The 25,877-nt window shown below is 71.3% G+C and carries 25 protein-coding genes; 13 read left to right on the top strand and 12 right to left on the bottom strand.

Going from position 1 to position 25,877, the window contains the following annotated elements:
* Together ACTWQC_RS31185 and ACTWQC_RS31180 are read left to right on the top strand one after the other, a co-directional pair.
* On the top strand, window positions 1-1,464 hold the full coding sequence (locus ACTWQC_RS31185) for an aldehyde dehydrogenase family protein (protein WP_443319192.1): 1,464 nt from the start codon (window positions 1-3) through the stop codon (window positions 1,462-1,464).
* On the top strand, window positions 1,461-2,327 hold the full coding sequence (locus ACTWQC_RS31180) for an aldehyde dehydrogenase family protein (RefSeq protein ID WP_443319191.1): 867 nt from the start codon (window positions 1,461-1,463) through the stop codon (window positions 2,325-2,327). Before ACTWQC_RS31185 ends, ACTWQC_RS31180 begins: the two co-directional genes overlap by 4 nt.
* A gap of 76 nt (window positions 2,328-2,403) precedes the next feature.
* Here the strand turns inward: ACTWQC_RS31180 and ACTWQC_RS31175 are convergent, their stop codons facing one another.
* Window positions 2,404-2,907 (bottom strand): hypothetical protein, encoded by a 504-nt coding sequence (locus ACTWQC_RS31175; protein ID WP_443319190.1) that lies wholly within the window; start codon window positions 2,905-2,907, stop codon window positions 2,404-2,406.
* A 75-nt stretch (window positions 2,908-2,982) separates the two neighbouring features.
* Here ACTWQC_RS31175 and ACTWQC_RS31170 point away from each other — a divergent pair, with 75 nt between their 5' ends.
* Window positions 2,983-3,687, top strand: coding sequence for a uridine kinase family protein (locus ACTWQC_RS31170; RefSeq protein WP_443319189.1), 705 nt, complete (start codon window positions 2,983-2,985; stop codon window positions 3,685-3,687).
* Window positions 3,688-3,907: 220 nt separating this feature from the next.
* Here ACTWQC_RS31170 and ACTWQC_RS31165 read toward each other — a convergent pair whose 3' ends face one another.
* Window positions 3,908-4,699: a SigE family RNA polymerase sigma factor gene (locus ACTWQC_RS31165; protein ID WP_443319188.1), complete on the bottom strand. Its 792-nt coding sequence runs from the start codon at window positions 4,697-4,699 to the stop codon at window positions 3,908-3,910.
* 197 nt (window positions 4,700-4,896) lie between these two features.
* On the opposite strand from ACTWQC_RS31165, the gene ACTWQC_RS31160 reads away from it, so the two are divergent.
* The 5 genes from ACTWQC_RS31160 (at window position 4,897) to ACTWQC_RS31140 (ending at window position 8,866) form a co-directional block, all read left to right on the top strand.
* A complete protein-coding gene (locus tag ACTWQC_RS31160; RefSeq protein WP_443319187.1) occupies window positions 4,897-5,133 on the top strand; it encodes a hypothetical protein in 237 nt (78 codons plus the stop codon).
* Between the two features lie 102 nt (window positions 5,134-5,235).
* Window positions 5,236-5,913 (top strand): two-component system response regulator AfsQ1, encoded by a 678-nt coding sequence (gene afsQ1, locus ACTWQC_RS31155; protein ID WP_443319206.1) that lies wholly within the window; start codon window positions 5,236-5,238, stop codon window positions 5,911-5,913.
* Window positions 5,914-6,103: 190 nt separating this feature from the next.
* Window positions 6,104-7,663 carry an ATP-binding protein gene (locus tag ACTWQC_RS31150; RefSeq protein WP_443319186.1) on the top strand — a complete coding sequence of 520 codons (1,560 nt, stop codon included), beginning with the start codon at window positions 6,104-6,106 and terminating at the stop codon, window positions 7,661-7,663.
* On the top strand, window positions 7,660-8,271 hold the full coding sequence (locus ACTWQC_RS31145; RefSeq protein ID WP_443319185.1) for a hypothetical protein: 612 nt from the start codon (window positions 7,660-7,662) through the stop codon (window positions 8,269-8,271). The genes ACTWQC_RS31150 and ACTWQC_RS31145 overlap by 4 nt, the downstream gene beginning before the upstream one ends.
* 40 nt (window positions 8,272-8,311) lie before the next feature.
* A complete protein-coding gene (locus ACTWQC_RS31140) occupies window positions 8,312-8,866 on the top strand; it encodes a VanZ family protein (protein WP_443319184.1) in 555 nt (184 codons plus the stop codon).
* Window positions 8,867-9,095: 229 nt separating this feature from the next.
* Here the strand turns inward: ACTWQC_RS31140 and ACTWQC_RS31135 are convergent, their stop codons facing one another.
* Entirely contained in the window at window positions 9,096-9,515 is a 420-nt protein-coding gene (locus tag ACTWQC_RS31135) for a hypothetical protein (protein WP_443319183.1), read from the bottom strand.
* Between the two features lie 192 nt (window positions 9,516-9,707).
* Window positions 9,708-10,874 (bottom strand): adenosine deaminase, encoded by a 1,167-nt coding sequence (locus tag ACTWQC_RS31130; RefSeq protein WP_443319182.1) that lies wholly within the window; start codon window positions 10,872-10,874, stop codon window positions 9,708-9,710.
* A 103-nt stretch (window positions 10,875-10,977) separates the two neighbouring features.
* On the opposite strand from ACTWQC_RS31130, the gene ACTWQC_RS31125 reads away from it, so the two are divergent.
* The 4 genes from ACTWQC_RS31125 to ACTWQC_RS31110 all read left to right on the top strand — a co-directional run bounded on the left by ACTWQC_RS31125 (window position 10,978) and on the right by ACTWQC_RS31110 (window position 14,844).
* A complete protein-coding gene (locus ACTWQC_RS31125) occupies window positions 10,978-11,742 on the top strand; it encodes an alpha/beta hydrolase (RefSeq protein ID WP_443319181.1) in 765 nt (254 codons plus the stop codon).
* 408 nt (window positions 11,743-12,150) lie between these two features.
* Window positions 12,151-12,555, top strand: a complete 405-nt coding sequence (locus ACTWQC_RS31120) for a PaaI family thioesterase (RefSeq protein ID WP_443319180.1) — start codon at window positions 12,151-12,153, stop codon at window positions 12,553-12,555.
* A gap of 211 nt (window positions 12,556-12,766) precedes the next feature.
* Window positions 12,767-13,522, top strand: a complete 756-nt coding sequence (locus ACTWQC_RS31115; protein WP_443319179.1) for an IclR family transcriptional regulator — start codon at window positions 12,767-12,769, stop codon at window positions 13,520-13,522.
* 98 nt (window positions 13,523-13,620) lie between these two features.
* Window positions 13,621-14,844 carry a PP2C family protein-serine/threonine phosphatase gene (locus tag ACTWQC_RS31110; protein ID WP_443319178.1) on the top strand — a complete coding sequence of 408 codons (1,224 nt, stop codon included), beginning with the start codon at window positions 13,621-13,623 and terminating at the stop codon, window positions 14,842-14,844.
* Window positions 14,845-14,923: 79 nt separating this feature from the next.
* Here ACTWQC_RS31110 and ACTWQC_RS31105 read toward each other — a convergent pair whose 3' ends face one another.
* Window positions 14,924-15,937 (bottom strand): LysR substrate-binding domain-containing protein, encoded by a 1,014-nt coding sequence (locus tag ACTWQC_RS31105; protein WP_443319177.1) that lies wholly within the window; start codon window positions 15,935-15,937, stop codon window positions 14,924-14,926.
* A gap of 62 nt (window positions 15,938-15,999) precedes the next feature.
* Here ACTWQC_RS31105 and ACTWQC_RS31100 point away from each other — a divergent pair, with 62 nt between their 5' ends.
* Entirely contained in the window at window positions 16,000-17,355 is a 1,356-nt protein-coding gene (locus tag ACTWQC_RS31100) for an MFS transporter (RefSeq protein WP_443319176.1), read from the top strand.
* 169 nt (window positions 17,356-17,524) lie between these two features.
* On the opposite strand, the gene ACTWQC_RS31095 is transcribed toward ACTWQC_RS31100, so the two are convergent.
* The 7 genes from ACTWQC_RS31095 to ACTWQC_RS31065 form a co-directional block, all read right to left on the bottom strand.
* Window positions 17,525-18,802, bottom strand: a complete 1,278-nt coding sequence (locus ACTWQC_RS31095; protein ID WP_443319205.1) for a thymidine phosphorylase — start codon at window positions 18,800-18,802, stop codon at window positions 17,525-17,527.
* Window positions 18,803-18,813: 11 nt separating this feature from the next.
* Complete coding sequence (locus tag ACTWQC_RS31090; RefSeq protein ID WP_443319175.1) at window positions 18,814-19,236, bottom strand: cytidine deaminase; 423 nt, start codon at window positions 19,234-19,236, stop codon at window positions 18,814-18,816.
* A complete protein-coding gene (locus tag ACTWQC_RS31085) occupies window positions 19,233-20,519 on the bottom strand; it encodes an ABC transporter permease (protein WP_443319174.1) in 1,287 nt (428 codons plus the stop codon). Before ACTWQC_RS31085 ends, ACTWQC_RS31090 begins: the two co-directional genes overlap by 4 nt.
* Complete coding sequence (locus ACTWQC_RS31080) at window positions 20,516-21,631, bottom strand: ABC transporter permease (RefSeq protein WP_443319173.1); 1,116 nt, start codon at window positions 21,629-21,631, stop codon at window positions 20,516-20,518. The genes ACTWQC_RS31085 and ACTWQC_RS31080 overlap by 4 nt, the downstream gene beginning before the upstream one ends.
* Entirely contained in the window at window positions 21,628-23,262 is a 1,635-nt protein-coding gene (locus ACTWQC_RS31075) for an ABC transporter ATP-binding protein (RefSeq protein ID WP_443319204.1), read from the bottom strand. The genes ACTWQC_RS31080 and ACTWQC_RS31075 overlap by 4 nt, the downstream gene beginning before the upstream one ends.
* A 132-nt stretch (window positions 23,263-23,394) precedes the next feature.
* Entirely contained in the window at window positions 23,395-24,438 is a 1,044-nt protein-coding gene (locus ACTWQC_RS31070) for a BMP family lipoprotein (RefSeq protein WP_443319172.1), read from the bottom strand.
* A 143-nt stretch (window positions 24,439-24,581) separates the two neighbouring features.
* Window positions 24,582-25,814, bottom strand: coding sequence for an amidohydrolase (locus ACTWQC_RS31065; RefSeq protein WP_443319203.1), 1,233 nt, complete (start codon window positions 25,812-25,814; stop codon window positions 24,582-24,584).
* Between the last annotated feature and the right edge of the window lie 63 nt (window positions 25,815-25,877).

Below are 25,877 nucleotides of genomic sequence, written 5' to 3'. Positions count from 1 at the left end.
ATGACCAACACAGCTTTCGAGTACGCACCCGCACCCGAGTCCCGCGCGGTCGTCGACATCGCCCCGGCCTACGGGCTCTTCATCGACGGTGAGTTCGGCGAGGCGGCCGACGGCAAGGTCTTCAAGACCGTCTCGCCGTCCTCCGAGGAGGTCCTCTCCGAGGTCGCGCAGGCGAGCGCCGAGGACGTCGACCGGGCGGTCACGGCAGCGCGCAGGGCCTTTACGGCGTGGTCCGCCCTCCCCGGCGCCGAGCGCGCCAAATACCTCTTCCGCATCGCCCGCATCATCCAGGAGCGCTCGCGCGAACTCGCCGTCCTCGAATCCCTCGACAACGGCAAGCCGATCCGCGAGTCCCGCGACGCCGACCTCCCCCTCGTCGCCGCGCACTTCTTCTACTACGCGGGCTGGGCCGACAAGCTCGACTACGCGGGCTACGGCGCGGACCCGAAGCCGCTGGGCGTCGCGGGCCAGGTCATTCCCTGGAACTTCCCGCTCCTCATGCTGGCCTGGAAGATCGCCCCGGCGCTCGCCGCGGGCAACACGGTCGTCCTGAAGCCCGCTGAGACGACCCCCCTCTCCGCCCTGTTCTTCGCGGACATCTGCCGCCAGGCCAGGCTCCCCAAGGGCGTCGTCAACATCATCACCGGTGACGGCTCGACCGGCGCCGAGCTGGTGGCCCACCCCGGCATCGACAAGGTCGCCTTCACCGGCTCCACCGAGGTCGGCAAGGCCATCGCCCGTACGGTCGCGGGCACGGACAAGAAGCTCACCCTCGAGCTGGGCGGCAAGGCCGCCAACATCGTCTTCGACGACGCAGCCCTGGACCAGGCCGTCGAGGGCATCGTGGGCGGCATCTTCTTCAACCAGGGCCACGTCTGCTGCGCGGGCTCCCGCCTCCTCGTCCAGGAGTCGGTCGCAGACGAACTGCTGGACTCCCTCAAGCGCCGGATGCAGACCCTCCGCGTCGGCGACCCGCTCGACAAGAACACCGACATCGGGGCCATCAACTCCGCCGAGCAGCTGGCCCGGATCCGCGCGCTCGCGGAGGCGGGCGAGGCGGAGGGCGCCGAGCGCTGGGCCCCGGCCTGCGAACTGCCCTCCTCCGGCTACTGGTTCGCGCCCACCCTCTTCACCGGCGTCACCCAGGCGCACCGCATCGCGCGCGAGGAGATCTTCGGCCCGGTGCTGTCGGTGCTGACCTTCCGCACCCCGGCCGAGGCCGTCGAGAAGGCCAACAACACGCCGTACGGGCTGTCGGCGGGCATCTGGACGGAGAAGGGCTCGCGCATCCTGTGGATGGCGGACCGGCTCCGGGCCGGCGTCGTGTGGGCCAACACGTTCAACAAGTTCGACCCGGCCTCGCCCTTCGGCGGCTACAAGGAGTCGGGCTTCGGCCGCGAGGGCGGCCGCCACGGTCTGGAGGCGTACCTCACCCCGTCGAAGCCGAAGGCGAGCGAAAAATGAGCGCAGTTGAGCGACTCAATGTCTTCAAGACCTACAAGCTGTTCGTCGGGGGCACGTTCCCCCGGTCCGAGAGCGGGCGGGTGTACGAGGTGGCCGACACGGAAGGCAACTGGCTGGCGAACGCCCCCCTCGCCTCCCGCAAGGACGCGCGGGACGCGGTCGTCGCCGCCCGCAAGGCGTTCGGCGGCTGGTCGGGAGCCACCGCGTACAACCGCGGCCAGATCCTCTACCGCATCGCCGAGATGCTGGAGGGCCGCCGCAAACAGTTCATCGCCGAAGTGGCGGACGCCGAGGGGCTGAGCAAGCCCAAAGCGGCGGTCCAGGTGGACGCGGCGATCGACCGCTGGGTCTGGTACGCGGGCTGGTCGGACAAGGTGGCCCAGATCGCGGGCTCGGCCAACCCGGTCGCGGGTCCGTTCTTCAACCTCTCCACCCCGGAGCCGACCGGTGTGGTGGCGGTCCTGGCCCCGCAGGAGTCGTCCTTCCTCGGCCTGGTCTCCGTCATCGCCCCGGCGATCGTCACGGGCAACACGGTCGTCGTGACAGCCTCGGAGAAGTCCCCGCTGCCCGCCCTCTCCCTGAGCGAGGTGCTGGCGACCTCCGACCTGCCGGGCGGCGTCGTCAACGTGCTGTCGGGCCGTACCGCGGAGATCGCGGGCCCGCTCGCCGCGCACCAGGACGTCAACGCCATCGATCTCGCGGGCGCCGGCGCCGATCTGGCGAAGGAGCTGGAGACGGCTGCGGCGGAGAACCTCAAGCGGGTTGTCCGCCCGTCCCGTACGGACTGGGCGGCCGACCCGGGCACCGACCGCCTGCTGGCCTTCCTGGAGACCAAGACGGTCTGGCACCCGATCGGCGTCTGACCGTCCTCAGGCGCTCAGCGAGCCCCGCCGCCCGGAGAGGCGGCGGGGCTCGCGCAGTGAGCGGGTGCCGGCGGTGTCAGCGGGTGTCCGTGGCTCCCGCGGTCTTCCGCTGCGAGTCCCACCCGCCGGGCAGCGTGCGCGCGACCGGGCCGGTCACCGGCAGGTCGTCCAGCGACTGGCCGTCCGTGAGCTGCCCGGTCACGCTCTTGGTGCTGACCGGCTTGAAGTCGGAGACCTGAGTGCCGACAGCGTTGTTGAGCGGATCCGCGCCCGTATTGGAGAGCGGGTTGACCGGGAGGCTCTTGGCCGGTCCCGCGACTCCGGCGACGGCGGGCCCGACGCCCTTGTTGGCCCCGCGCAGCGAGCCGTTCGGGTCGGCGAGCAGCTTGCCGCCGCCCTGGGCGAGCAAGGCGGCGGTCTTTTCGCCACTGGGCACGGGCAGCGCGCTCGCGGTCGCCGCACCGCTCGCGCCGAGCACGGCGCCTGCGGCTGCCGCGATGAACCCGGCGCGCAGCAACGCGGCCTGGACGCCCTGGGCATGGGCCGCCATGGGGGACTTGGAACGTGCGTGAGAGGCCATGGGCCACCTGCCAGTTCTGAGGATTGCGTAATCGATCGACAACGCAGAGTAGTTGAACTCCGGCCCGGGAAGCCAATGTCTCGCCCCAGCGGGTCGCTACTCCGCACGTATGCGCGAGAATGGTGTTCCGTGACCTTCCACCACCGCCACGCCCGCGTCGTGCTGCTCACCGGCCCTTCAGGCTCCGGCAAGTCGTCCCTCGCGGCCCGCACCGGGCTGCCCGTGCTGAACCTCGACGACTTCTACAAGGAGGATGGGGACCCGACGCTCCCCCGCCTCCCCGACGACTCGGCTACAGACTGGGACTCGCCGCTGTCGTGGAATGCGGACGCGGCGGTCGAGGCGATCGAGGAGCTGTGCCGTTCGGGCCGTACGACGGTGCCGTTGTACGACATCGCGAGCAGCTCGCGCACCGGGAAGGAAACGATCGGCATCGGGCGCGCGCCGCTGTTCGTCGCGGAGGGCGTCTTCGCCGCAGACGTGGTGGGCCGGTGCCGGGAACTGGGGCTGCTGGCGGACGCGTTGTGCCTGCGCGGGCGGCCGTCGACCACCTTCCGGCGGCGGCTGCTCCGCGATCTGCGGGAGGGCCGCAAGCCGGTTGCGGTGCTGCTGAGGCGGGGGTGGCGGCTGATGCGCGCGGAACCGGGGATCGTGGCCCGTCAGGCGTCGCTCGGCGCGCACCCGTGCGGGAAGAGGGAGGCCTACGACCGCATCGTGGCAGCGGCCGCCGAACATACAAACGCCCAGAACAACCCGGTGAGCACGGCAACCATTAATTGAGGAACCCAAGCGGCGAGCAACCAGGTCCGCGAGAGCGGCGCCGGTTTAGGCGCAAAAAGCAGGACCGAGCAGACCCCCCGGCCACTCGGTCCCGCTTCCCCCTCTCCCCGCCAGTCCCCCGACAGGCGGGCCCCCGGTTGCCCCCGTGCTTCCCCCGTATCCCCCCGGTTGCCCCCGTGCTCCCCCCCGGGTGTTCCCCCGTTCCCTCTCCCCCCGGCTCTCAGGCGACCAGCTCGCCGAACGACTCCTCCTCGTTCCGGCCGAAGCTGAGCACCTCGTCCTCGCGCAGCCGGCGCAGTGAGCGCCAGATGCTGCTCTTGACCGTGCCGACGCTGATGTTCAGGATGTCCGCGATCTCCGGGTCCGTACGGCCCTCGTAGTAGCGCAGTACGAGCATGGTGCGCTGCAGTTCGGGCAGCCGGGCCAGGGCCTGCCAGAGCACGGCGCGCAGCTCGGTGCCGCGCATCGCGTCCTGGTCGCCCGCCGTCTCCGGCAGCTCCTCGGTCGGGTACTCGTTGAGCTTGCGCCGGCGCCACGCGCTGATGTGCAGGTTCGTCATGGTGCGGCGCAGGTAGCCGCCGACGGCCGCCTTGTCGCTGATCCGGTCCCAGGCCCGGTAGGTCGAGAACAGCGCGTTCTGCAGCAGGTCCTCGGCCTCGTACCGGTCGCCTGTCAGGTGGTAGGCGGTCGCGTACAGAGAGGCGCGGCGCTCCTGCACGTAGGCGGTGAACTCCGCCTCCGGCAGGCTCTGCCGCTCCCCCGTGCCCTCCCTGTACGCCGCTCCCGTTCCCCCGTGCCCCCCGTTGCCCCCACTGCCCCCGTCACGGATCGTGTTCGCGTCGATCGCCTGGGGGTCCCCCCAGCGGTAGCTGGGGGAGTAGGACAGCCACTGACGCCCGGTGCCGCGAGCGCACCCCCGCCCGTTCACGGCACCGGACTTCTCTGCGCTCCGGCCGACGTCGTGCAGACGCGTGACAACTGCGCTGGTTGTGGTGGCGTGCAGCGTGTTCATCTCGCGCCCCCCGTCGGTGGAGTCTGACTGTCATTCCCGGTCCCGGTCGGTCGCCCTCCCGGTGTCGAAAAGACTGCCGGGCCAGTTTCATCGCGCTGTCTGCCGACTGTCACAGCCGTGTCACAGGGGATGGGGGTATACGGAGCGGCACCTCTGCGGCCCACACTGGACCCATACCAGCAGAGAAGTGATCCGCCATGATCAGAAAGCCGAGGAACACCGACGACCGCGAGCTGCGGCGCATGATGGCCGAGGCCGTGGAGGTGCTTCAGGAGGACCCGCCTCCGCACAGGGAGGTCGTCCGCGACGCTGTGGACACGATCGCCCTCGGGGCCATGTTCGACCAGTTGGTCAAGGGAACCCAGGAGCGGCAGCGCCGCCACCGCGTACGCCTGCGCATGGCCGCGCACGGCGGCTACGCGCACGGGAGGTGACAAGGGCCCCCTTAGGCGGCTCCGGAGACCGGATGGCAGGCCGGACAGCAGGTCAGGCGAAGGGTTGGCCCCGGCCGAGCGAGTTGGGCCAGAATGACCACCGTGCCTTTCCTGTTGCTGATCGAGGACGATGACGCCATCCGTACGGCCCTCGAACTCTCCCTGAGCCGCCAGGGCCACCGTGTGGTGGCCGCGGCCACGGGCGAGGACGGCCTGAAGCTGCTGCGCGAGCAGCGGCCCGACCTGATCGTGCTGGATGTGATGCTGCCCGGGATCGACGGGTTCGAGGTGTGCCGCCGGATCAGGCGCACCGACCAGCTGCCGATCATCCTGCTGACCGCGCGCAGCGACGACATCGACGTCGTCGTGGGCCTGGAGTCGGGCGCCGACGACTACGTGGTGAAGCCCATCCAGCCGCGAGTGCTCGACGCGCGTATCCGGGCGGTGCTGCGGCGCGGCGAGCGGGAGTCCAGCGACTCGGCGACGTTCGGCAATCTCACCATCGACCGCTCGGCGATGACCGTCACCAAGAACGGCGAGGATCTGCAGCTCACGCCGACAGAGCTGCGGTTGCTGCTGGAGCTGAGCCGCCGACCGGGCCAGGCGCTGTCGCGCCAGCAGCTGCTGCGGCTGGTGTGGGAGCACGACTACCTCGGCGACTCCCGCCTCGTGGACGCGTGCGTGCAGCGGCTGCGCGCCAAGGTCGAGGACGTGCCGTCGTCACCGACCCTGATCCGTACGGTCCGTGGTGTGGGCTACCGGCTGGACGCGCCATCGTGAGCGCCCGCCCGTCGCCCGCCGCCACCCTTCCACGGAAGGCTCCCCCAGACTTCGTCCGGGGGTACCCCCAGCGCGCCACCTCTTGTTCCGCGGCCGCCGGGTCGCACGTGACCGCGAAAGCCGCGCTTCTGCGCCGCGCGGTCGACCGTGACATGAACCGCTGGCGCGGCGGGGCGAAGGAAACGACACTGTGAGGGATCCGTCGCCGCCAGGCCGGGTGCGCGGCTGGGCGGCGACCGTACTGCGCCTGACCAGCCTGCGGCTGCGTCTTGTGGTCGTCTTCGCGCTGGTCGCCCTGACCGCCGCCGTGTCCGCCTCCGGCATCGCGTACTGGCTGAACCGGGACGCGGTGCTGACCCGTACGCAGAACGCCGCCCTCAACGACTTCCGCAAGTCGCTGGAGGACAACGCCGGTTCGCTGCCGCGGCGCCCGCCGTGCGACCAGCTCCAGGACGCTGCGAACCGGATGGCGAGCACCACGCAGCACTACGAGGTCGTGCTGATCGACCGGGAGAAGGACGGCAGCGACTGCGCGGCGCCCTCGGACTCCGAGGTGTTCACGCTGAACGTGGTGCCGCCGGCGCTGCGCAAGGCGGTCAACAAAGAGCGCCCGGCGGACGAGGGCGACGGGGTGCCGTACCACCTGTACTGGCAGCGGATCACGATAGGCGGCGACCCCTTCCTCGTCGGTGGCGCGAAGGTGATCGGCGACGGGCCGACCGGCTACATGCTCAAGTCCCTCGCCTCCGAGCGCGACGATCTCAACTCCCTCGCCTGGTCGCTGGGCATCGCCACCGCGCTCGCGCTGATCGGCTCGGCACTGCTCGCGCAGGCGGCCGCGTCGACCGTGCTGCGGCCCGTGCAGCGGCTGGGTGAGGCGGCGAAGCGGCTCGGCGAGGGCAAGCTCGACACCCGGCTGCGGGTGTCGGGGACGGACGAACTCGCCGATCTGGCACGGACGTTCAACAGGACGGCGGAGTCGCTCGAGGAGCGGGTCGAGGAGCTGAGCGCGCGGGAGGCGGCGAGCCGGCGCTTCGTCGCGGACATGTCGCACGAGCTGCGGACGCCCCTGACGGCGATCACGGCGGTGACCGAGGTGCTCGAGGAGGAGGCCGACAACCTCGACCCGATGATCGAGCCGGCCGTACGCCTGGTGGTGACGGAGACCCGCCGGCTCGGCGACCTGGTGGAGAACCTGATGGAGGTCACCCGGTTCGACGCCGGCACCGCGCGCCTGGTGCTGGACGACGTGGACGTCGCGGACCAGGTGACGGCCTGCATCGACGCGCGGGCCTGGCTGGACGCGGTCGAACTGGACGCCAAGCGCGGCATCATGGCGCGCCTCGACCCGCGACGGCTCGACGTGATACTGGCGAACCTGATCGGGAACGCGCTGAAGCACGGCGGTTCGCCGGTGCGGGTCTCGGTCCGTACGGCCGCCGAGGGCACCGAAGAGGCACAGCTGGTCATCGAGGTCAGGGACCACGGTCCCGGCATCCCAGAGGACGTTCTGCCGCACGTCTTCGACCGCTTCTACAAGGCGAGCGCGTCCCGCCCGAGGTCCGAGGGCAGCGGCCTCGGCCTGTCCATCGCGCTGGAGAACGCGCACATCCACGGCGGTGACATCACCGCGGCCAACTCCCCCGACGGCGGAGCGCTGTTCACCCTGCGGCTGCCCATGGACGCCTCCCGGCTCGCGCCGGACGAGGACGGCGACGGCGGCGCGGACGACGACGGAGGCGAACGATGAGGCGGTGGCTGCGCACGGCCGCGGCAGCGGCGGCCGCGCTGGGCGCGCTGAGCGGCGCCGCGGGCTGCGGCATCCGCGGCACGTCGGTGCCCGTGGACGCCGGTCCCGCGCCCTCGCGCGCGTCCTGTGAGGTGTCCGGGGACCGGGGCGCGGCCGCGGACTCGGTGAACTCCGTGCCGGTGAAGGTCTATCTGGTCTGCAGCGCGCAGCTGCTGACGGTGGACCGTACGGTGCGGATGCCGGGCGACCGGTTCTCCACGGACCGTACGGCGGTCGGCCGCGCCCTGCTGGCCGAGCTGCAGGACCAGCCGACCGCGGCCGAGGCGGAAGCCGGGTTCGCCACCGAGGTCCCGGGCTCCCTGGAGGTCTCGGGTCCGCGCGAGGGGGATCCGGAAGCGGCGCTGCGGCTGAGCAGGCTGCCGGACGAGCTGCCGCCGTATGCACTCGCACAGATCGTTTGCACGTTCGCGGAGACGACCGTGGCCGACGGCGGCCGCTCGGTGGTGCTCGGCGGTCCTTCGGACGACGAGCCGAAGCGCTATCCGTGCACCGAGGGCCTGCGGACCCGGCCGGACGCAGCACAGACCACGGGCACTCCGATGGGCTGAGCACGGAACCGGGCCGCCCGCGGTCCGCGTCCTCCTGGTCGTGCACCGTCTTGGCTCCGGCGACCGCCCCACCGTCCGCTTCCGCGCGACAGGACTCGTACTCCTCGTCGCGCATCTGCTGGTCGTCGGCTGGCTCACGCTGCGCCCGCTGAGGGTGCCGTGGGTGCCGGCGGCGAATCTGCGGCCGCTGGTGACGATACGGGCGGAGCTGGCACAGGGCCCGTGGGACGCAGTGCACAGCCTCGGGCCTTCGCTGCTGCTCCTCGCGCCGCTCGGGGTGCTGCTGCCGATGGCGAAGGGCCGGCTCGCGGCGTGCGGTCTCGGTTCGCTGGCGCACACGGTGTTCACAGGTGCGATGGTGTCGCTGGGCATAGAGCTGCTGCAGACCGACGTGTCGGGGCGCACGCTCGACGTGGATGATCTGCTGCTGAACACGGCGGGGGTGGCGATCGCGTATCTGCTGCTGGTGCCGCTGCTCGGAGTCGTCTTGCGGCTCCGCCGCAAGGACCGGGGCGGAACGGCGGCGGCCCTCCACCGGGAGGAGGGGTCTCAGGGGCCGACTCCGACGATCCCCAGGGTCGGGATCGCCCCGTAGAGCGGCGCTTTGCGTGCGGCCGGCGCGAAGGCCACCGCGCGGCCCGGTGGCACGACCGGCCGGACGTCACGGCAAGAGCCCCTGCCCGTACGGCTGTACGGGCAGGGGCTCGGCCTTCGTCTTCGACGCGTCGGAGTCGTCGTCGTGCGTCGTCGTGTCGTCGTGTCGTCGTGTCGTCGTGTCGTCGTGTCGTCGTGTCGTCGTGCGTCGTCGGCGGATTCTCCGGGTGTCAGAGGCCCAGCGGGGCGCCGCCGAGCTTGCCGACCGGCGCCGTGTTGCCGACCGGGAGGCCGCCCAGCAGCCCGCCCTTCTTGCCGCCCTTGCCGACGTTCCCGGTGTTCCCGGTGTTCCCGTTGTTCCTGATGATGTTTTCATTTTCGCCGGTGTTCCCGGCGGTGCCGGAGGCGGTGAGACCGGCCAGGCCCTGCTGGGCGCCGGGCAGAGCCGCGCCCGTGGCCGGGGCGACGGCGTGCTGCCCGGCGCCGACGGACTCGGACGTACCGGCGGGCAGGGTCTTGGTGACCTCCCCCAGCGGCAGGCTCTGCAGCGCGTCACCGGTGACGGCGGCGGAGGCCGGGCCGGCGGCGGCAGCGGCGAAGGCGGCGCCGAGCGCGGCGACACCGAGGGTCTTGGCGGTTCCCTGCTTCATCGAAATACATCCTCGTGATGGGGGAGGTGTGTGGCGGCACTGCGACACGGGCATGGCGGAGATACGGCCATGCACGGGCCGTGACCGCGGGACTCCGAAAAGTAGCCAGCGAAGGCCGCTCGCCGCAAACCGCGGAAGCGGCCGGGTCATGAGAATCCCAGCCGCTTCGTGCCATTTCCGGGTATTCCGCCGTCAGTCCCGCGGGGCGTCGGAATCGCTGGTCACAGCCGGTCCTGCGGCGCTCTGGCGGAACAGCCACTCCGACTTCAGCTCGGCATATCCGGGCTTGATCACGTCATTGATCATTGCCAAACGTTCATCGAAAGGAATGAACGCTGATTTCATCGCATTGACGGTGAACCACTGCATGTCATCGAGCGTGTACCGGAACGTCCTCACCAGGCGCTCGAATTCGATGCTCATGCTCGTGCCGCTCATCAGCCGGTTGTCGGTGTTGACCGTGGCCCGGAAATGGAGGCGGCGCAGCAGCCCGATGGGGTGCTCGGCGTACGAGGCGGCGGCGCCCGTCTGGAGGTTGGAGGTCGGGCAGAGCTCCAGCGGGATGCGCTTGTCGCGGACGTAGTTGGCGAGGCGGCCGAGCCGGACCGTGCCGTCGTCGGCGACCTCGATGTCGTCGATGATCCGGACGCCGTGGCCCAGCCGGTCGGCGCCGCACCACTGGAGCGCCTGCCAGATGGACGGCAGCCCGAAGGCCTCGCCGGCGTGGATGGTGAAGTGGTTGTTCTCCCGCTTCAAGTACTCGAAGGCGTCGAGGTGGCGGGTGGGCGGGAAGCCCGCCTCCGCGCCGGCGATGTCGAATCCGACGACGCCCAGGTCTCGGTAGCGGTTGGCGAGTTCGGCGATCTCCAGGGCGCGGGCCGCGTGCCGCATCGCGGTCAGCAGGGCGCCGACGCGGATGCGGAGGCCGTTGTCCCTGGCCCGCCGCTCGCCCTCGCGGAAGCCCTCGTTGACGGCCTCGACGACCTCTTCGAGGGTCAGCCCGCCTTCGAGGTGCTGCTCGGGGGCGTACCGGACCTCGGCGTAGACGACTCCGTCCGCGGCCAGGTCCTCGGCGCACTCGGCGGCGACCCGGACCAGGGCGTCGCGGGTCTGCATGACGGCGCAGGTGTGCGTGAAGGTCTCGAGGTAGCGTTCCAGCGAGCCGGAGTCGGCGGCCTCCCGGAACCAGATGCCGAGCTTGTCGGGCTCGGTCTCCGGCAGACCGCTGTAGCCGGTCTCGCGGGCCAGGTCGACGATGGTGCCGGGGCGCAGCCCGCCGTCGAGGTGGTCGTGCAGCAGCACCTTGGGGGCCCGGCGGATCTGGTCCGGGGTCGGTGTGGTGATGGTCTCGCTCGTCATCTCCGCACTGTAACGCCTACGCGCGTAGAGGGCTCCGATAGATACGGAACGGTGACCCGCACGCGGGGTGGAGTACACCCGTACGTCTGCCATCGTTTCAGGCATGGCTCAGCAAGCAGCGCCGGTGCGGGGTGCCCGGCTGGGGCGGGCGGTCGGGGCGACCGGCACCGGTGAGACGGTCCACGGAGTGCTGCTCCTGCTGCCCGGCGGCGAGCCGGTGAGCACCCGGCGCCCCTCGCCGGTCACCGCGGCGGCCGCGCGGCCGATAGCCAGGCGGCTCGCCCGGGAGGGCCGTGGCGACGGGCTCGTGGCGCACGTCGTGCGCTACCGCTACCGCGGCTGGAACGGCTCCTGCTCCCACCCGGTCGCGGACGCCCGCTGGGCGGCGGACGAGGCCGTACGGCGCTACGGCGACGTGCCGGTCTGCCTGGCCGGTACGGACATGGGCGCCCGCGCCGCCCTGCGCGCCGCCGGGCATCCGGCCGTCAACTCCGTACTCGCGCTTGCCCCCTGGCTGCCGGGCCCCGGGACACCGGAGGGCCCCGATCCGGTGAAGCAGCTGAGCGGGCGGCGGGTGCTGCTCGTGCACGGCACGGACGACGAGCGGACCGATCCCGAGCTGTCGTACCGCCTCGCGGAGCGGGCGAAGAAGGTCAACCGGGATGTGTGCCGCTTCGAGGTGCACACGGATGGCCACGGCCTGAGCCAGCATCGCTCCGAAGTCCTCTCGCTGGCCGTGGACTTCATACTGGGCGCGCTCTTCGCCCGCGGCTTCTCCCGCCCGGTGGCCGACGCGCTGGCGGCTCCCCCGCCGCTGGGACTGCGGATGCCCCTGGCGGCGGGCTTCGGCGCGGCGCTGCGCCACTGAGGCTGGTTTGTGGGCATGCGTTCCGTGGGGCGGAACGCATGCCCACAACGTGGGATCACTCCCTAGTCATCCCCCTAGTCAGGGCATCCACGCCTCGACGGCCCCTCGCGTAGGCGGAGCCCGCCCAGAGCAGGGCTGCGGAGCAGCATTACTTGAATCTGACGTCAGGTTCAAGTATAACGAGCCGCAATGGAACTGCGCCAAGCGCTATCAGGCGGATCTGCTCGCGTTCATGGACGGGTCCGTGCATCCCGCCGAGGGCGTCTACGAGCGGCCCCGGATTCAAGGTCTGGGAACCGGGGGATCCCTCGGCCTTCTGAGAGATCCGCCCGAACAACTCGCCGATCAGCAGGGAGGTTTCCGGATATGACAGCATCGAGGGCAGCGAACCCCGACTTCGCGCAGGCCGTGAAGAGCGCGGTGCTGAGCATGCCGGCCGCGCAGCACCTGGGCTTCGACTTCGGTCGGGTGGAACCAGGAGAGGTCGAGATCATTCAGCCGTACCGCAAGGCACTTACGGAGCACAGCGGCTTCTTCCAGGGCGGGGTGATCGGTTCACTGGCGGACTTCGCCGGAGGCTCGGCGGCCGGCACCTTGCTGCCGCCCGGGTGGGTGAACATGACCATCGATTACACCGTCAAAATCCTGGCTCCGGCGAAGGGCGAGAAGCTCATCGCACGCGGCCGGGTGGTCAAGGCGAGCACCACCATCACGGTCGCTGCGGCCGATGTCTTCTCGGTCGGCCAGGCCGAGGAGAAACTGTGCGCCACGGCCTTTGTGACCATGCGCAATATCAAGCTGCACAAGGGCTGACGCCCGGTGCCGGACCACGAACGAGCACCTTCCCGCCGTTGACCGTGCGCAACGCGCCGCGGGACTCGTCGATCACCGGACGGCCCGGGTGGCTGGGTCGGAGGCCGTGGCCAGTTGCAGAAGGCGGCCGAGGCGAACGACGGGCGGCGGCCCCCGGCTGCGGCGGCTGCAGGTCCTTGCCTGCGCCGGGCAGGGGGCGCACGCTGGAGTCATGGCTGCTCAGGGCCCTACGCTCATCTCTTCCGTGCAGCGGGCGTTCCGTCTGCTGGAAGCCGTGGGTGCACACGAGAGCGGCGCGCCGGCGAAGCAACTGGCGCGCGAGGCGGGGCTGCCTCTCGCCACCACGTACCATCTGCTGCGCACACTGACCCACGACGGGTACGTCCAGAAGCTCGCCGACGGCAGGTTCGTCCTCGGGGACAAGCTGCACGCGCTGCACACCGGAAGTCGTGAGCAGGCGCTGCTCAGCCGCATCCGCCCCACGCTCGCCGCGCTGCGGGACGAGCTGTCGACCGCCGCGTACCTGACCTTCTACGAGGAGGGCGAGATCCGGGTCGCCGAGATCGTCGACGGTCCCCGGGCGCCGCGGGTCGACCTCTGGGTGGGGTTCGAGGACGCCGGGCACGCCACCGCCCTGGGCAAGTGCGTCCTGCGGGAGCTGGACGACGACTCCCGCGACGACTACCTCTCCCGGCACCCGCTCGCCGACCTCACCCCGCGCACCATCACCCGCCGGCCCGAGCTGATCCGGCGGCTCGAGTCGTCCCCCGCCACCCCGGCCGTTCTGGACCTGGAGGAGTACTCCCTCGGTACGGTCTGCGCCGCGGTGCCCGTCTACATGGGGGACACGCTCGGCTCGCTCGGCGTCTCCCTGCCGGCGGACCGGCTCTCGCGCCTCGAGCAGATACGGGAGCGGCTGGTCCCGGCGGCGAGCCGCGTGACCAGGGGCCTTTCGCTCACTATCTGAAATTCCTGTCCTTGTGACGCCCGCGGGCAGCCTGTTCCCTGGATGAAACAGACATTCAGGCACACATGTCGCGAACAGATGAGGACTCCGGACGACACATGAGTCAGGCACGAGACCATCAGCACCACTGGCCACGCGCCGCCGCCCACTTCGCCGCCGCCCAATTCGCCGCCACTGTGCCCATATTGATCATCGTCGCCGCCGTGCTCCTCGCCCTCCTCACCGGCGCCATGAGCTGGCTGACGCTGCTCGCCGTCGCTCCCGCGCTGGCCGCCGCCACCAGCAGGCCGCTCGGGGTTCTCAGGACCGGCTTCCTCGCCGTGGCACTGGGCGCCACGCTCGGGGCCTGGCACGGCGTGCCGGGCCGCGAGCTGGCGATCGTGCTGTCCGCGCTGGTCGCCGTCACCCTGGCGAGCAGCCTGGCCGGCGCGCTGCGCGAGCGCCGCGAACAGGTGCTGGCCGCCGTCCGCTCGGTCGCCGAGGCCGCACAGCACGCCCTCCTCAAGCCGGTGCCGGCGACCGTCGGCGAGTTCGAGGTGGCCGTCCGCTACAGCGCCGCCGCGGCGGAGGCCCGTATCGGCGGGGACCTCTACGCGCTGCTGCCCACCCCGTACGGGGTCAGGCTGATCGTCGGCGACGTGCGCGGCAAGGGTCTGCCGGCCGTGAGCACCGCGGCGCTCGTGCTCGGTGTCTTCCGCGAGGCCGCCTACGACGAGCCCGATCTCCTCGACGTCGTCGGCAGGATCGAGCGGAGCCTGGCGCGCAACCTCGGCTCCGACGACTTCGTCACCGCCGTGGTCGCCGGGTACCCCGCGACCGGGCGTATGGAGATCGTCAACTGCGGGCACGCGCCTCCGCTGCTGGTGCGCGGATCCGGCGTCACGGCCCTCGAGCCGGTCCACCCGGCCCCGCCGCTGGGGCTGCGCGCCCTCACCGGCGAGACCCCGAGCCTTCAGGTACTGCCGTTCGCCGACGGGGACCAGCTGCTGCTCTACACCGACGGGGTCATCGAGGCCCGCAACGACGGCCGTGAGTTCTATCCGCTCGTCGAGCGGGTGACGCGGCACGCGTCCGACGAGCCGGCCCGTACGCTCGACGCGCTCCACGAGGAGCTGCTGGCGCATGTGGGCGGTCGGCTGCACGACGATGCGGCGCTGCTCCTGCTCCGCAAGCCGGCCGCTTCGGGCACGGTACCCGCCAGGAGGTCCGCCGAGGCCCCCGGCGCGCTCGGCAGCCGTACGAGCCGGCGGGCCGAGGAGATCCTGTTCGGCCCGGACGACCTCGCCGCCGGAGGTCTGGCGGGATGCCCCGGCTCCGGGTGAGCGGGGCCCACCCGCCAAGCCGGCCCAGCCGTCCCCCGGAACCGGGGAGGAATCCCCATCCGTACGGCCGCGTGACCCCTCAGCGGGGAAGCAGTTGGCCGCGGCGGGAGAGGAGGAAGCGCTTGAATGCGGTCACCGGCGGGGTGTCCGGGCGGCCTTCGAGCCACGCGACGCCGATCTCGCGGACCGCACGCGGCGCCGTGACCGTCAGCTCCGCGACGCCGGGTCGCGGGACCGCCGGGGGCGGCAGCAGGGCCACCCCCAGCCCCGCCGCGACCAGCCCGCGCAGCGTCTCCGCCTCCTCGCCCTCGAAGGCGACCCGCGGCGTGAACCCCGCCTCCGCGCACAGCGCATCGGTGATCCGCCGCAGCCCGTAGCCCGGTTCCAGGGTGACGAAGAGCTCGCCCGAGGCCTCGGCGAGGCGTACGCGCTTGCGTGCGGCGAGGCGGTGGTCGTCCGGCACGACCAGCCGGAGCCTCTGCTCGTCCAGACGCCGGGCCACCAGGTCGGGCGCGTCCGGCATCGGCGAGGTCAGGCACAGGTCGAGTCCGCCCGCCCGCATCCGCTCGATCATTGCCTCGCCGTAGTTCTGGACGAGCTGGAAGCGGACCCGCGGGTGTTCGGCGCGGAAGGTGCGCAGCAGGCCGGGGACGGTCTCGGAGCCGAGGGTGTGCAGAAAGCCGAAGGCGACCTTGCCCGCTGCCGGGTCGGCGTCGGCCCGTACGGACTCGGCGGCGCGCTCGACCTCCGCCAGCGCGCGCTCGACCGAGCCGAGGAAGGAGCGGCCCGCGGGCGTCAGCGAGAGCGTACGGCCGTGGCGGGCGAACAGGGCGACGCCCAGGTCCTGTTCGAGCCGCACCATCGCCCGGCTGAGAGTCGACTGCGGCACCGCCAACTGGTGCGCGGCGCGCGTCACATGCTCGTGCCGCGCGACGCCCGCGAACTGCGCCAGCCGCGGCGCGAGGAGTGCGGGCCAGGACTCCGGGTCGAGCTCGGCCGCGCCGGGCTCGCCCGTTGGCCGTCCTGTTGCCCGGATGTCTTCTTCGTTGCTGTTCGGTGACGTACGCGGTCGTGAGCTGCGGTCATGCGCCATGGGAACGATTATGACGAGTTCGTGCATTGGACGCATGAAACGGGGGTGCCTACGTTGGATACATGCCTCCTGCAGATACCGGGGCGTCCACCACCCTCGTGGACGCCTCCACCGCTCCGTCCAAGCCCTTCGACGACCCGAACCCCGAGGCCACCAAGCTGCGCCCCGGCGGCCCCGGTTACCACCGGATGAACGCCGCCCTGTTCGCGGCGGGAGTCGCCACCTTCGCGCTCCTCTACTCCACCCAGGCGCTGCTGCCCGCCATCTCCGCGGGCTTCGGCGTGACACCGGACGCGGCGAGCTGGACGGTGTCCGCCGCGACGGGCGCCCTCGCGCTCGCCGTACTCCCGCTCAGCGCGGTGTCCGAGCGGTTCGGGCGCCGGGCGATGATGACCGCCTCGCTGACGGTCGCGGCGCTCGTGTCGCTCGTCGTGCCCTTCGCCCCCGACCTCGGCACGCTGGTCGCCCTGCGCACCGTCCAGGGCGTCGCGCTCGCCGGTCTGCCCGCCTCGGCGATGGCGTATCTGGCGGAGGAGGTACGGACGAAGGCGCTGGTCGGCGCGATCGGGCTGTTCGTGGCGGGCAACAGCATCGGCGGCATGTCCGGGCGGATCGTCACCGGCTGGGTGGCCCAGGCCTGGGGCTGGCGGGCGGCGCTCGCCGCTGTCGGTCTGCTGGCGGTGCTGTGCGCGGTGGCCTTCCGGCTGCTGCTGCCGAAGGCCCGGCACTTCACGCCGTCCGCGGTCAGCCCGCGGGCGCTGGCCCGCACGGTCGGCGGCCACCTGTCCGACCCGCTGCTGTGCCGGCTGTACGCGATCGGCGCGCTGTTCATGACGGTCTTCGGCGCGGTCTACACGGTGATCGGCTACCGGCTGGTGGGCGAGCCGTTCGGCCTCCCGCAGGGCGTGGTCGGCTCGGTCTTCCTGGTGTACCTGGTCGGTACGGTCTCGTCGGCGGCGGCCGGCCGCCTCGTGGCCCGCCTCGGGCGGCGCGGCGCGCTTTACGCGGCGGTGAGCACCACGGCCGCGGGCCTGCTGCTGAGCCTGTCGGACGCGCTGGCCGCGGTGCTGGCCGGTCTCGTGCTGATCACCGCGGGCTTCTTCGCGGGCCACGCGGTGGCGTCCTCGTCCGTGAGCCGCGCGGCGACGACGGGCCGCGCGCAGGCCTCGGCGCTGTACCAGACGGCGTACTACGTGGGCAGCAGCGCGGGCGGCGCGCTGGGGGCGCTCGCCTACAGCGCGGCTGGCTGGGCGGGCACGGTCGCCCTCGGCCTGCTGGCCGTCCTGACGGCGGCGGGCATCACGATCTACGCGACGCGACGCGCCCTAACGGACCGCCGCGCGGCGGCCAACCGCCGCGCCCGCGCATCCCACCCGGCGGGCCGGGGCCGCGCGACGGCAGTGGCGGCGCGGTCGTAACCGGCGCCCATGCGCATCTCGCCGAAGGGCCGCCCACCGCCGGTGGGCGGCCCTTCATCGTGGGACGGCGTGGGTACTCCGCGCGGCACTCGGTCCGTGGCCGCTACAGCACGCCGAACGGGACCGGGGGTCCGCAGGTCCCGTTCACCCGAACCAGGAAAATCGCAGGTCAAGCTATACGTTCCAGCACCACCGGCGTCGGTTCGTACGTCGTGCCGGGCGAGGCGATGTCGATGGCGCCGTCCAGGGACCGGAGCGCGTAATCGAACTTCTCCGGCGTGTCCGTGTGGAGGGTGAGCAGTGGCCCGCCCGCCGTCACCGTCTCCCCCGGTTTCGCGTGCAGTTCCACGCCCGCGCCCGCCTGGACCGGGTCCTCCTTGCGGGCGCGGCCCGCGCCGAGGCGCCAGGCGGTGACGCCGACCGCGTAGGCGTCGAGGCCGGCCAGGACGCCGGACTCCGGTGCCGTGACCACGTGCTGTTCGCGGGCCACCGGCAGTGCCGCGTCAGGGTCGCCGCCCTGGGCCGCGATCATGCGGCGCCAGACGTCCATCGCGGAGCCGTCCTCGAGGGCCTTCGCCGGGTCGGCGTCCTTCAGGCCCGCCGCGTCGAGCATCTCGCGCGCGAGCGCGAGGGTGAGCTCGACGACGTCGGCCGGGCCGCCGCCCGCCAGGACCTCCACCGACTCGCGGACCTCGAGCGCGTTGCCCGCGGTCAGCCCGAGCGGGGTCGACATGCCGGTGAGGAGGGCGACCGTCTTCACGCCGTGGTCGGTGCCCAGGCCCACCATCGTCGAGGCCAGCTCACGCGCGTCGTCCAGGTTCTTCATGAAGGCGCCCGAGCCGACCTTCACGTCCAGCACCAGCGAGCCCGTACCCTCCGCGATCTTCTTCGACATGATCGAGGAGGCGATGAGCGGAATGGCCTCGACCGTGCCGGTGACGTCGCGCAGCGCGTAGAGCTTCTTGTCCGCGGGGGCGAGCCCGTCGCCCGCCGCGCAGATGACCGCGCCGGTGTCGCGCAGCACGGCCAGCATCTCCTCGTTGGTCAGCCGCGCACGCCAGCCGGGGATGGACTCCAGCTTGTCGAGGGTGCCGCCGGTGTGGCCGAGTCCGCGGCCCGACAGCTGCGGTACGGCGGCTCCGCACGCGGCGACCAGCGGGGCCAGCGGCAGCGTGATCTTGTCGCCCACACCGCCCGTCGAGTGCTTGTCGGCGGTCGGGCGCGGCAGCGACGAGAAGTCCATGCGCTCGCCGCTGGCGATCATCGCGGCCGTCCAGCGGGCGATCTCGGCGCGGTCCATGCCGTTGAGCAGGATCGCCATGGCGAGCGCCGACATCTGCTCGTCGGCGACCTCGCCGCGCGTGTAGGCGTCGATGACCCAGTCGATCTGAGCGTCCGTCAGACGGCCGCGGTCGCGCTTCGTACGAATGACGGAGATGGCGTCCATCAGGCGCTCCATCAGGGCTTCCTCCGCAGGCGTTTGAGGTCCTCGGGGCCGAAGGCGTCGGGCAGCAGATCGCGCAGCGGCCGAGGCCCCGAGGGGGTGTCGACGAGCATCTCCGGACCGCCGTGCTCCCACAGCAGCTGGCGGCAGCGGCCGCAAGGCATGAGCAGGTCGCCGTCCGGGCCGACGCAGGTGAAGGCGGTGAGCCGGCCGCCGCCGGTCGCGATCAGCTCGGAGATCAGGCCGCATTCGGCGCACAGCGCGACCCCGTAGGAGGCGTTCTCCACATTGCAGCCCCCGACGGTGCGGCCGTCGTCCACGTACGCCGCCGCGCCCACGGTGAAGCCGGAGTACGGGGCGTAGGCCCGGGACATGAGGTCCCGGGCCCGCGTCCGCAGGGCCCCCCAGTCGGTGCCCTGCCTGCTCTCGGCGCTCACGTGCTCTGGCCCCTGCGGTAAGGCTTTCCGATGGCTCTCGGGAAGCGGAGCCGCTGGGCGAAGAGCGCCAGGACGACCAGCGTGGTGATGTACGGCGCGGCGCGCACGACTTCGCCCGGCAGCTCATCGGTCGTCACGTACCAGACCACCAGCAGGACGCTGACGACCACGTTGATCCCGGCGCCCAGGTACTTCTTGCGGTACGCCTGCCAGATGGCGATGCCGAGCGTGAGCGCGGCGATGAGCAGGAGCAGGGCGTGCAGCGAGGCGCCGCCGCCGCGCAGCTGGAGGGCGTCGGTGAAGCCGAAGAGACCGGCTCCCATGGCGAGTCCACCGGGCCGCCAGTTGCCGAAGATCATGGCCGCGAGGCCGATGTAGCCGCGGCCGCCGACCTGGCCCTCGTTGTAGATGTGGATCGAGACGAGCGAGAGGAAGGCGCCGCCCAGACCGGCGAAGCCACCGGAGGCGAGCACGGCCGCGTACTTGTACGCGTACACGTTCACGCCGAGCGACTCGGCCGCCGTGGGGTTCTCCCCGCAGGAGCGGAGGCGGAGCCCGAACGCGCTGCGCCACAGCACGAAGAAGGTGCCCACGAACAGGACCGCGGCGATGATCGTGACGACCGAGAGATTGGTGATCAGGCCGCCCAGGATGCCCGCGGTGTCCGAGATCAGGAACCAGTGCTTGCCCTCGACCGTCGCCAGCCAGTCGGACAGGCCGGGCACGGTCACGGTCGGCAGGCTGTCGGACGCGGGCGACTGGCGCGGGCTGCCGCCCATCTCGGCGGCCTCCCCCGTGGTGAAGCTGACCTTGGCGAGGTACGTGGTGACGCCCACCGCGAGGATGTTGACCGCGACACCGGAGACGATGTGGTCGACGCCGAAGGTGACGGTGGCGATGGCGTGCACGGCTCCGCCGATCATGCCGCCCGCGATGCCCGCGAGCAGACCGACCCACGGGCTGGTCTGCCAGCCCGCCCAGGCCCCGAAGAAGGTGCCGAGGATCATCATGCCCTCGAGACCGATGTTGATCACGCCCGCCCGCTCGGACCACAGGCCGCCCAGCCCGGCCAGCGCGATGGGCACGGCGAGTTGGAGGGCGCCGGTGATCAGGGCGGCCGAGGTGAGCGTGCTGGTGCCGGAGATCGCCCGGACCGCGGATACGGCGACGAGGCCCGCCGCGATGATCAGCAGGACGACGGGGAGGGTGAGCTTGCGCCTGCCCACGGCCGCCGGTGTCGCACCGGTCACGGTGGGCGGGGTTTCCGGGGGAGTGATGCTCATGCCGACGCCTCCTGCTTGTCGGTGTTGGCACGGGCCTGGGCGGCGAGTTCTGCCCCGACCTTCTGCTGCTGGCGCTTGAGGCCGTAGCGGCGCACGACCTCGTAGGAGATGACGACGCAGAGCACGATCGAGCCCTGCATGATGCCGACGAGCTCGCGGTCGTACCCCTCGAACTCGAGCCTGTTGCTGGTGCGTTCGAGGAAGCCCCAGAGGATTGCGCCGAGTGCGATGCCGACCGGGTGGTTACGGCCGAGCAGGGCGACCGAGATTCCGGTGAAGCCGACACCTTCGGGGAAGTCGTTGCCGTACGAGAAGCTGTCGTTGAGCAGGATCGGCATGCCGATCAGTCCGGCCATGGCGCCGGAGAGCACCATGCTGGTGACGACCATGCGCTTGACGTCGACGCCGCTGGCCTGGGCCGCGGTCTCCGAGGAGCCCACGGCGCGCAGGTCGAAGCCGAACCGGGTGCGGCCGAGCCCGAACCAGTACACGACCCCGGCGAGTGCGGCGATCACGATGAAGCCCCAGAGGGTGCCGCCCGCGGTCTCGATGTCGAAGAAGTGCGCGGACTCGGGGATCTCGGTGGTGGACACCTGGGTGCCGGCCGGGTCGAGATGGCCGAGGCGGCCTTCCTTGAGCAGATAGACGATGATCGAGGTCGCGATGAAGTTCAGCATGATCGTCGTGACGACCTCGCTGACACCGCGGGTGACCTTCAGCAGCCCCGCGATCCCGGCCCACATCGCCCCGACCGCCATCGCGGCGAGCATGATCATGATGATCTGCAGCGGGCCGGGCAGGGTCAGCGCACCGCCGAGGGCCGCGGCGAAGAAGGCCGCGAGCCGGTACTGGCCGTCCACGCCGATGTTGAACAGGTTCATCTTGAACCCGATGGCCACGGCGAGGCCCGCGAGGTAGTACGTCGTGGCCTTGTTCAGGATGTACACCTGGCTGTCCGACTTGATGCCGTAGTCGAACATGATGCCGAAGGCGCTGAACGGCTCCTTGCCCGTCGCCAGCAGCACCAGCGCGGTGATGACGAACGCGCCGAGCACGGCGAGCAGCGGAGCGGCGATCCCCAGGAGCAGCCGCTCTTTGTCGATCTTCTTCATCGGGCCTCTCCCCCGGGGGTGTCGCCTTCGGAACCCGTGGCGGAGCCACTATCGGAATCTGCCAGGTGACCGCTGGCGGCGCCGGTCATGGCGCTGCCCAGCTCCTCCGGGGTTACGGTCGCGGGGTCGGCGTCGGCGGTCAGCCGTCCCCGGTACATCACACGCAGCGTGTCGGACAGGCCGATCAGCTCGTCCAGGTCGGCGGAGACCAGCAGCACCGCCATGCCCTCCCGGCGGGCCTCGCGGATCTGGTCCCAGATCTGGGTCTGCGCGCCGATGTCCACGCCTCGCGTCGGGTGCGCGGCGATCAGCAGCTTGGGCTTGTGGCTCATCTCCCGGCCGACGATCAGCTTCTGCTGGTTGCCGCCGGAGAGCGAGGCCGCGGTGACCTCGATGCCCGGGGTGCGTACGTCGTACTGCTCGACGATGCGCCGGGTGTCGCGCCGGGCGGCGGCCGGGTCGAGCAGCCCGCGCCTGCTGTTGGGGGCCTCGGTGACGTGGCCGAGCATGCGGTTCTCCCACAGCGGGGACTCCAGCAGCAGGCCGTGCCGGTGCCGGTCCTCCGGGATGTAGCCGAGACCCCGCTCGCGGCGGCCGCGGGTCGGCAGGTGGGTGATGGGCTCGCCGTCCAGCGTCACGGTCCCGGCGTCCGGGTCGCGGATGCCGACGATGGCCTCGACGAGCTCGGACTGGCCGTTGCCCTCGACCCCGGCGATGCCCAGCACCTCGCCGTGGTGAATGGTGAAGCCGATCCGGTCCAGCACGGTGCGCACGGTGCCGTCGGGGTCGGTGGCGCTCAGGTGGAGGCCCTCGACCTGGAGTATCGGCACGTCGGTCACGGTCGACTCGGTGGTCTCGGGCGAGGGCAGCTCGGTGCCGACCATCAGCTCGGCGAGCTGCTTGGACGTCACCTCGGCCGGGTCGACGGAGGCCACGGTGGTGCCGCGGCGGATCACGGTGATCCGGTCGGCGACGGCCAGCACCTCGCCGAGCTTGTGCGAGATGAAGATGACGGTCAGGCCCTCGGACTTCAGCTCCCGCAGGTTGTCGAACAGCGCGTCGACCTCCTGCGGGACGAGGACGGCTGTGGGCTCGTCGAGGATGAGCGTGCGCGCGCCCCGGTAGAGGACCTTGAGGATCTCCACGCGCTGCCGGTCGGCGACGCCGAGGTCCTCGACGTGCACATCCGGGCGGATGCCGAGGCCGTACGCGTCCGAGATCTCCTGGATCTTCGCGCGGGCGCCGCTGCCGATGCCGTACAGCTTCTCGGCGCCGAGGACGACGTTCTCCAGGACGGTGAGGTTGTCGGCCAGCATGAAGTGCTGGTGCACCATGCCGATGCCGCGCGCGATGGCGTCGGCGGGCGAGTGCAGCTCGGCCCGCTCGCCGTCGATCGTGATGGTGCCCTCGTCGGGTCGCTGCATCCCGTAGAGGATCTTCATCAGGGTCGACTTGCCCGCGCCGTTCTCGCCCACGAGAGCGTGCACGGTACCGCGCTGCACGGCGATGTCGATGTCATGGTTGGCCACGACTCCCGGGAACCGCTTGGTGATCCCGTGGAGCTCGACAGCGTTGGCTGTCGGCGAGCCGGATGCGGGAGGGGCGCCGGCAGGGGCGCTGGGGGCGTTGATGGCGCACTCCTCTGGGGGTGAGGACGGTAGCGACGTGCAAGGCCCGGGGGAGAGAAGCTGCGGTCCTCTCCCCCGGGCCCCGGTGACGGGCGGCCCGTACGAGGACGGCCGCCCGCCGTGGTGTTCAGTTGGTCAGCTGCTCGGAGTGGTCGGGACCTTGATCTCGCCGCTCTCGATCTTCTTCTTGGCCTCGTCGATCTTCGGCTTGATGTCGTCGATGTGACCGCCGGTGGTGGCCAGCGAGATGCCGCCGTCCTTGAGCGCGAACCGCTGGGTGCCGGTGAGCGGCTTGTCGTCCTTGACGCTCTTGATGAGCTCGTAGACGGAGCCTTCCACATTCTTGACCATCGAGGTCAGGATGCGGTCCTTGTACGCGGCGAGACCCGGCTGCAGAGCCTGGTCGGAGTCCACGCCGATGGCCCAGGCGCCCTTGTTCTTGGCCTTGCCCACGGCCTCGATGACACCGGTGCCGGAGCCGCCCGCGGCGTGGTAGATCACGTCGGTGCCGCCCGCGAGCTGGCCCTCGGCGGACTGCAGGCCCTTGTCGGGCAGGCCGAAGCCCTTCTCGGTCTCGGCCAGGAACTCCGAGGTGACCTTGGCCTTCGGGTTGGTGTCGGCGACACCCTGCTCGAAGCCGGCCTGGAACTTGAGGATCAGCGGGTTGTCCGTGCCGCCGATGAAGCCGATCTTGTTGGTCTTGGTCTTCAGCGCGGCGGCGACGCCTGCGAGGTAGGAGCCCTCCTGCTCGGCGAAGACCAGGTTGGTGACGTTCTTCGCCTCGATCTCGGAGTCGACGATGGCGAACCGGGTGTCAGGGAAGTCCTTGGCGGTCGCCTCGACGGCGTTCCGGTAGGCGAATCCGACGCCGATGACCGGGTTGTAACCCGCCTCGGCCAGCTGGGCCAGCTTGTCGGCACGGTCGGCGTTGGTGTCGCCCTCGTTGGCGGTGAGCTCCTTGACGTCGGCGCCGAGGTCCTTCTTGGCCTTGTCCAGGCCGCGGGCCGCGGAGTCGTTGAAGGAGTGGTCGCCGCGACCACCCACGTCGTAGGCGACACCGGCCTTGAGGTCGCCGCCGGAGCCGGCGGACTCGGTGGAGCTCTCTCCACAGGAAGTAACGGTGAAGGCGAGGGCCGCCGATGCGACGCTCGCTGCTGCGATCTTTATTACCCGACGCAAGAGGACTTCCCCTTCGGCTGAAAGCGCCTCTTCCGGCGCTGGCTTCGCGGCATCGTAACGCGCGTAGATGTCAGATAAAGACCTGGTTGGAAGCCGTTATCGGATCGACGCGAAGCGGAGCCGACGGCGACACGTACGTCCGGTTACGGACGGTGTCCGCCGAGCATCGCGGCAGCCGTGAAGAGCTCCACGCCGACCTGAATGGCGCCTTCGTCCACGTCGAAATCACCGCAGTGCAGGTCCCTCCGGGTGGTGTCCCCGACGGGCCGGACGCCCAGCCGCGCCATCGCGCCGGGCACCTGCTCCAGATACCAGGAGAAGTCCTCGCCGCCGAGGCTCTGTTCCGTGTCCTCGATGTGCTCGGGTCCGCGCCGTACGGCCATCGCGTCGCGCAGCAGCGCGGTGCTGCCCGGTTCGTTGACCACGGGCGGGACCCCTCGGATGTAGTTGATCTGCGACTTGGCGCGGTGCAGGGCCGCGACCTCGTCGATGGCAGCGTGCACCAGATCGGGGGCCGCGCGCCAGGCGGGGAGGTCGAGGCAGCGGACGGTGCCGGAGAGCTCGGCGTGCTGCGGGATGACGTTGCAGGCGTGCCCGGCCTGGATGCGCCCCCAGGTGACGGCCAGCCCGGAGCGGCTGTCGATACGGCGGTTGATCAGCGCCGGGACCTCTGTGGCCACCTTCGCGGCGGCCGTGACCAGGTCGGTGGTGAGGTGCGGACGCGCGGTGTGGCCGCCGGGGCCGTCCAGCGCCACCTCGAGCCGGTCGCAGGCGGAGGTGATCGGTCCGGTCCGCAGTCCGATCCTGCCGACCTCGACCTTGGGGTCGCAGTGCAGCCCGACGATCCGCCCGACGCCGTCGAGCACCCCGGACTCGATCGCGTCGGGCGCCCCGCCGGGCAGCACCTCCTCGGCGGGCTGGAAGATCAGCCGGACCGGGTGCGGCAGCCGGCCCTCACGGGCCAGCTCGGCCAGCACCAGGCCCGCGCCGAGCACGACGGTTGTGTGCACGTCATGCCCACAGGCGTGCGCGCGGTCGGGCACCGTCGACCGGTACGACACGGTCTTGGTGTCCGGAATCGGCAGGCCGTCGATGTCCGCCCGCAGCGCCAGCAGGGGCTGTACGCCGTCCCAGCCGCCCGCGTCCGTACCGATGTCACACATGAGCCCGGTGCCGACGGAGAGGACTTGCGGTTGGAGTCCGGCCTGCTCCAGCCGCGCCATGAGGGCGGCGGTCGTACGGAACTCCTGGTGGCCCAGCTCGGGGTGCATATGGAGGTCGCGCCGGAAGGCGATGAGCTCGGCGCGCAGCGCGTCCGGGACCCTCCCGGGGAGGTCGGGATCCGCAGGCAGGCCGGCGTCGGTCTCGGGGGACATCAGTTGGTTCACCCTCTGAAGGGTACGACTGCCTACCAGGCAACTGTCCTTCGATCAACAAAA

The sequence above is a fragment of the Streptomyces sp. 8N616 genome (assembly GCF_052246385.1).
In the GTDB taxonomy this organism is placed as follows: Bacteria; Actinomycetota; Actinomycetes; order Streptomycetales; family Streptomycetaceae; genus Streptomyces.
The sequence above is the reverse complement of the archived record's forward strand: the minus strand, read 5'-3'. Positions and strand labels throughout refer to the sequence as shown.

What these genes read in the sequence shown, in the direction of transcription:
- ACTWQC_RS31185 (WP_443319192.1), top strand. Translation starts at nt 1, where the DNA reads ATGACCAACACAGCTTTCGAGTACGCACCCGCACCCGAGTCCCGCGCG.
- ACTWQC_RS31180 (WP_443319191.1), top strand. Translation starts at nt 1,461, where the DNA reads ATGAGCGCAGTTGAGCGACTCAATGTCTTCAAGACCTACAAGCTGTTC.
- ACTWQC_RS31175 (WP_443319190.1), bottom strand. Translation starts at nt 2,907, where the DNA reads ATGGCCTCTCACGCACGTTCCAAGTCCCCCATGGCGGCCCATGCCCAG.
- ACTWQC_RS31170 (WP_443319189.1), top strand. Translation starts at nt 2,983, where the DNA reads ATGTCTCGCCCCAGCGGGTCGCTACTCCGCACGTATGCGCGAGAATGG.
- ACTWQC_RS31165 (WP_443319188.1), bottom strand. Translation starts at nt 4,699, where the DNA reads ATGAACACGCTGCACGCCACCACAACCAGCGCAGTTGTCACGCGTCTG.
- ACTWQC_RS31160 (WP_443319187.1), top strand. Translation starts at nt 4,897, where the DNA reads ATGATCAGAAAGCCGAGGAACACCGACGACCGCGAGCTGCGGCGCATG.
- ACTWQC_RS31145 (WP_443319185.1), top strand. Translation starts at nt 7,660, where the DNA reads ATGAGGCGGTGGCTGCGCACGGCCGCGGCAGCGGCGGCCGCGCTGGGC.
- ACTWQC_RS31135 (WP_443319183.1), bottom strand. Translation starts at nt 9,515, where the DNA reads ATGAAGCAGGGAACCGCCAAGACCCTCGGTGTCGCCGCGCTCGGCGCC.
- ACTWQC_RS31130 (WP_443319182.1), bottom strand. Translation starts at nt 10,874, where the DNA reads ATGACGAGCGAGACCATCACCACACCGACCCCGGACCAGATCCGCCGG.
- ACTWQC_RS31125 (WP_443319181.1), top strand. Translation starts at nt 10,978, where the DNA reads ATGGCTCAGCAAGCAGCGCCGGTGCGGGGTGCCCGGCTGGGGCGGGCG.
- ACTWQC_RS31115 (WP_443319179.1), top strand. Translation starts at nt 12,767, where the DNA reads ATGGCTGCTCAGGGCCCTACGCTCATCTCTTCCGTGCAGCGGGCGTTC.
- ACTWQC_RS31110 (WP_443319178.1), top strand. Translation starts at nt 13,621, where the DNA reads ATGAGTCAGGCACGAGACCATCAGCACCACTGGCCACGCGCCGCCGCC.
- ACTWQC_RS31105 (WP_443319177.1), bottom strand. Translation starts at nt 15,937, where the DNA reads ATGGCGCATGACCGCAGCTCACGACCGCGTACGTCACCGAACAGCAAC.
- ACTWQC_RS31100 (WP_443319176.1), top strand. Translation starts at nt 16,000, where the DNA reads ATGCCTCCTGCAGATACCGGGGCGTCCACCACCCTCGTGGACGCCTCC.
- ACTWQC_RS31095 (WP_443319205.1), bottom strand. Translation starts at nt 18,802, where the DNA reads ATGGACGCCATCTCCGTCATTCGTACGAAGCGCGACCGCGGCCGTCTG.
- ACTWQC_RS31085 (WP_443319174.1), bottom strand. Translation starts at nt 20,519, where the DNA reads ATGAGCATCACTCCCCCGGAAACCCCGCCCACCGTGACCGGTGCGACA.
- ACTWQC_RS31080 (WP_443319173.1), bottom strand. Translation starts at nt 21,631, where the DNA reads ATGAAGAAGATCGACAAAGAGCGGCTGCTCCTGGGGATCGCCGCTCCG.
- ACTWQC_RS31065 (WP_443319203.1), bottom strand. Translation starts at nt 25,814, where the DNA reads ATGTCCCCCGAGACCGACGCCGGCCTGCCTGCGGATCCCGACCTCCCC.